The 4790-nt window shown below is 39.7% G+C and carries 4 protein-coding genes; all 4 read right to left on the reverse strand.

Features of this window, described 5'->3' with window-relative positions:
- Positions 1-393, reverse strand: a 393-nt coding sequence (locus IIC38_19990; protein MCH8128203.1) for a 7-cyano-7-deazaguanine synthase, incomplete at its 3' end; no start/stop codon positions are given.
- 4 nt (positions 394-397) lie between these two features.
- Positions 398-1105, reverse strand: a complete 708-nt coding sequence (locus IIC38_19995) for a 7-carboxy-7-deazaguanine synthase QueE (GenBank protein ID MCH8128204.1) — start codon at positions 1103-1105, stop codon at positions 398-400.
- Between the two features lie 40 nt (positions 1106-1145).
- Positions 1146-3821, reverse strand: coding sequence for an insulinase family protein (locus IIC38_20000; GenBank protein ID MCH8128205.1), 2676 nt, complete (start codon positions 3819-3821; stop codon positions 1146-1148).
- Positions 3822-4191: 370 nt separating this feature from the next.
- Positions 4192-4767 (reverse strand): hypothetical protein, encoded by a 576-nt coding sequence (locus tag IIC38_20005; protein ID MCH8128206.1) that lies wholly within the window; start codon positions 4765-4767, stop codon positions 4192-4194.
- Positions 4768-4790 lie beyond the last annotated feature (23 nt).

Consider the following 4790-nt stretch of genomic DNA (forward strand, 5'->3'; position numbering starts at 1 on the left):
GCCGGCATGAACACCCATATACAAAGTTGATGCGCCAACCGACGCTGCAAATGCAGCTCCTGAAGATATGAACACCAAGTTTCGGAAAGGAACAACCGTTAAACGCATGGATGGATCCGTGTAATGACCTTCCGGGATTTCCACTTCGTCGATATCTGTAAGTGCATTGCCTTTTACGGATGAAAAAATGTTTGAAAGATCCAGATGGTGTAACGGTATTTTGTAAAACTCAGCTATTTTTTTTGCAGCTTGTTTTTCTCGCTGGTGCCTTTGTCCATAATAAAAATGAATGGCATTTACCCCTTTACCATCATTTTCATCAATAACCTTGGCCAAAATGGTCGAAGAATCCAGCCCGCCGCTGAGAATGACCAAATGTTGAAATTTGTCCATTCAACTACACTCCCCGCCTATTCTCCCAAATTAGCGTATGCAATCTTGGGATTAAGCGAAGGCCATTCTCTTTACAAATTTCAACGTAGCTGGATAATCCATCGACCTGGGATTCTTTGGTTACTCCTTCCGGCATAATGATCATTTTCTCCCGGGGGATAAAATCAAAATCAGTAAATATCTCATCAAAATCAGTTTTATTTGTGATTACAAATTTAAAGAAGGTGCGGAATCCGGAATCAGGCGATGCCAGAAGTTCAAGTATTTCCCTGCAAAATCTTTTCTCTTTCGGCACATCTGAGTTTGCAAGCTTAGGCGAAACATTGAGTTGAATATTTGTCTTGAATTCTGTAAGAGCATGGGGGAAAATCGTACCATTTGTTTCTATCTCATAATGTACTAAAATTTCTCTCTCACGTAAAAGCTGGATTATTTTTTTTATCTGTTCTTGTTGAAGGAGGGGTTCACCCCCGGTAATAACGACAATGGGTGCGGAAACCGCAGCCTGAATATGACCGGCTATTTCATCTACAAGATCTGAAACCTGGTAACGTTTGAAATCTTTATTTTGTCCGGGCTTCCAGGTATAAGGAGTATCACACCAGGAACAAGTAAGATTGCATCCCTGCAAACGAACAAATAAAGCCGGAGTGCCAATACTAACACCTTCTCCCTGTACCGAATAAAAAATTTCACTTATATTAATGGTCATTTATAATACCGGTTGAATACATATTGCAAGCAGAAATAAATTACGGATCTATCTCATTCCCTTCTGCATCAAGATAACCAATTTCTCCAATATTCAATTCATTTAATCCGGGTTCAATTTTTTCTCTTTCTCCCACAACTACAATCTGAATCTCATGTGGACGAATATGTTTTTTGGCAACCTCGATCACATCTTCCGGCGTTATCGATTCTATTTGCGGTATATACTCTTCCAATGTGTTTTGAGCCAGGTTATAGGTTACCATTTCAACAAAATTTCCGGCAATTTTTCCGATGGTTTCGAACTCACGCGGATAGCTTAAAATTAAATTGTTCTTTGTATCTTTGATCTCATCTTCTGTCACTGGTTTTTCTCCACGAATTCCTCGAAATTCTTTAAGCAATTCCGTAATACTTTCAGCAGTGTTTTCAGTATGCACCGGTGCATAGGTTAGAAAGGGTCCAATCTCTTTGCGGAAATTAAACATCGACCTGGCCCCATAAGTAAATCCTTTGTCTTCCCGCAAATTCATATTAATTCGACTGGTAAATTTTCCACCTAACAATGTATTCATTACATCCAATTTATAATAATCAGGACTATTACGCGGCTGGCCGTAATGTCCCATACAAATGATGGATTGCACTGCCCCTGGCTTATCGACGATATAGATTTTAGATTTTTCAATCGGCTGGAATGGTGGAATCTCAGTTAAAGGCAAATCAGTCATTTGCCAATTCCCGAAAATCTTTTCCATATTTTGTACAACCTGGTTTTTGTCGATATCTCCCACAACAATTAAAACAGCATTGTTGGGACGATAATAATTCTGGTAGAATTCTTTGAGATTCTCCGTTGAAATTGCCTGGATGGATTCTTCTGTTCCGCTGCCTGTATAAGATTGACCATATGGGTGTGTATTGCCATACAACTTGCGTAGAAAAGCTTTTACGGAAGAAATAAAGGGCTCATTCTTTTCCTGCATGATGCGAGCCAAATAATCCTTTTTCTTTCGGGTAAGTTCTTCATCAGGAAAAATCGGATTGAGAATCACATCAGAATAAATATCAAGTCCTTTATCAAGATGTCTTTTTAACACATTCAGAGAAACTCCACTGGAATCAAAACTAGAGCTTGAGCTTAAAACCGCACCGATTGATTTCAGATCTTGGGATATTTGTAGCGTGCTGCGATTTGAAGTGCCTTCATCTAGAAGGTCAGAAGTCAGGTTCGATACGCCCGGTTTGGCAGGATCGTCGGCATCCCATCCTGTTTTCAAGACAAGACTAAACTGGACCAGAGGTAGATTATTACGCTCAACCACAATTAGTTTTAATCCATTTGTAAGCTCAACTTCTTCGAAATGGGGTATTTTGAGCTTAGGGATTTCTCTGCCAGTCGGTTTTATATTTCTATCGATTCTGGAATTTGTTTTAGCCTTGAGACTGTTTTCAGGATCTACATGAAGCACAACTTGTCGATCTGTCCGGATAAACTCCCTGGCGTAGGATTGGACAGATTCGGCGGTAACATTCGCATAACGGTTCAGATCATCTTGAAAATAATTTGGCTCGCCAATAAACATGTTATATTGATTCAACAGATCTGCTTTGCCTCCGAAACCACCAACCGATTGCAGTAACCGGATATAACGCGCTTCCCAACCGTTAATAACGGTTTCCACTTCCTGTTTTGAGGGAGGTGTTTGCAGAATATTTTGCATTTCCGTTTCAATGGCAGTTTCTATTTCAACATTTGAATGACCCGGCTTGGCAGTGACAATAACCTCAAAAATACTACCAATTTCATTAGAACTTTGAACAGCACCCACATCTTGTGCGATCTGCTTTTCATAAACCAGGCTTTTGTAAAGGCGGGAATTTTTCCCACTGCTAAGAATATTCGCCAGGGTATCTAACTCAGCATCGCCATCTTTGAACAATGGAGGAGTATGCCAGGCCATATAAATCCGCGGTAACGCGACTCGATCCCGCATCTCCATTCGTTTTTTGCCATCTATTTTTGGGATCCAGGTTTTGATTCTTTCTAACGGCGGTCCTGGCGGGATATCGCCAAAATACTGTTCTACCCAATCTTTAGCCCTGGCAGGTTCAAAATCTCCTGCAATACATAAACTGGCATTATTAGGGGTGTAAAACCGCTGGAAGAACGCTTTTACATCATCTAGTGTTGCGGCTGTAATATCCTCCATGCTGCCGATAACCGGCCAGGAGTAGGGATGGTCATGGGGATACAACGCTTCAAGCATGGTTTCATAAACCCGGCCATACGGTTGATTTTCATAGCGCTGCCGCCGCTCGTTTTTAACCACCCCAATCTGGTTATCGAGTTTTTTCTGATCCATAGCCGGTAACAAAAAACCCATACGATCCGATTCCATCCATAACGCCAACTCGAGATAATTAGCCGGTAAATGCTCCCAATAATTGGTCCGGTCTTCGGAAGTCGATCCATTTAAATTTGCCCCTACCTTCTCCAATAACTCGAAATATTCATTGGGATTGTGCTTGGAACCTTCGAACATCATATGCTCAAAAAGGTGTGCGAACCCGGTTCGCCCGCGTTTCTCATTTTTTGAACCCACATGGTACCAAACATTTACAGCGACTGACGAGATCGAATGATCTTCATGAAGAATCACTTGCAGACCGTTTGGCAGTGTATATTTTTCAAAAGGGATTTCGGGGAGCTTCATTAACTTTCCTTAGTTAGGGTTTTCTTATAACCGGTAAACTGTTTAATAAGTGTTTCTACGAAAAAACACACATTCTGTCATTCCCGTATGTTTTTAGCGGGAATCTACTTACCTGGAGTGGCTAGATCCGGCTCAAGCTTGTCCCCGTGATAGCAGAAAAATTACCGGGATTACACCAGTTATTGCGTTTTCGTTCAGACACTTATTAATAGTTAATTAAGCTGGAAATTGCAATAGTTAGTACCATTATAATTACTGTGCTTTTTATTTGTTCAACAAGAAATTAAAACGTAATGGTGAATTTTTTTAATGTGACAATTTATTGAAGGTATTCAGCAAAATGGCTTAATTGCACTTGAAAACTGAAGACCTATGCATAATCTTTAGCCAACTGGTGGATTTTCTCGATGATTTCCTCAACCGTTTGTTTTAATTCGCTGCCCATTTTGCGATATTCGTTGGGGTATTCCTTTTGCATGAAATACATCAAAGCATAAAAAATCGGTTTGAAACGGTCTTTCAAGTGATGAGGATTTTCATTGAAGATTTTCAGTGTAAGATGATACTGTTTTTTCGCGATTAACAACATTATAAACCGGCGGACATCTTCAGGGAACTGATCAAAAGTTTCACTGTCTTTCAGAAATTTATTGGCAATTTCATAAGCTTTTTCGATTTCATTATGCCATAGTAAAACCATTGCGTATGTATTTGCAATAAAAATATTTTTTTCTTTTTTGTATGATTGTTCTGCATATTTGATGGCTTCTTTTTTATGGATTATCTCTTTAAAGTACAACCAAGCTAGGCTTTCCATTGCCTCTGCGTCTTCCATTTCCGCTGCCATCAAGTAGTATTGCTCAGCTTTCTTGATATCCTTATATTTAGTTTTATACAATAAAGCCAAATTATACATCGCATCTACGTGATTTTTCTCAATAGCCATCAAGTAGTACTCTTTGGCTTTTT

The sequence above is a fragment of the candidate division KSB1 bacterium genome, assembly GCA_022566355.1.
Lineage (GTDB): Bacteria > Zhuqueibacterota > JdFR-76 > JdFR-76 > DREG01 > JADFJB01.

What these genes read in the sequence shown, in the direction of transcription:
- IIC38_19995 (MCH8128204.1), bottom strand. Translation starts at nt 1,105, where the DNA reads ATGACCATTAATATAAGTGAAATTTTTTATTCGGTACAGGGAGAAGGT.
- IIC38_20000 (MCH8128205.1), bottom strand. Translation starts at nt 3,821, where the DNA reads ATGAAGCTCCCCGAAATCCCTTTTGAAAAATATACACTGCCAAACGGT.
- IIC38_20005 (MCH8128206.1), bottom strand. Translation starts at nt 4,767, where the DNA reads ATGGCTATTGAGAAAAATCACGTAGATGCGATGTATAATTTGGCTTTA.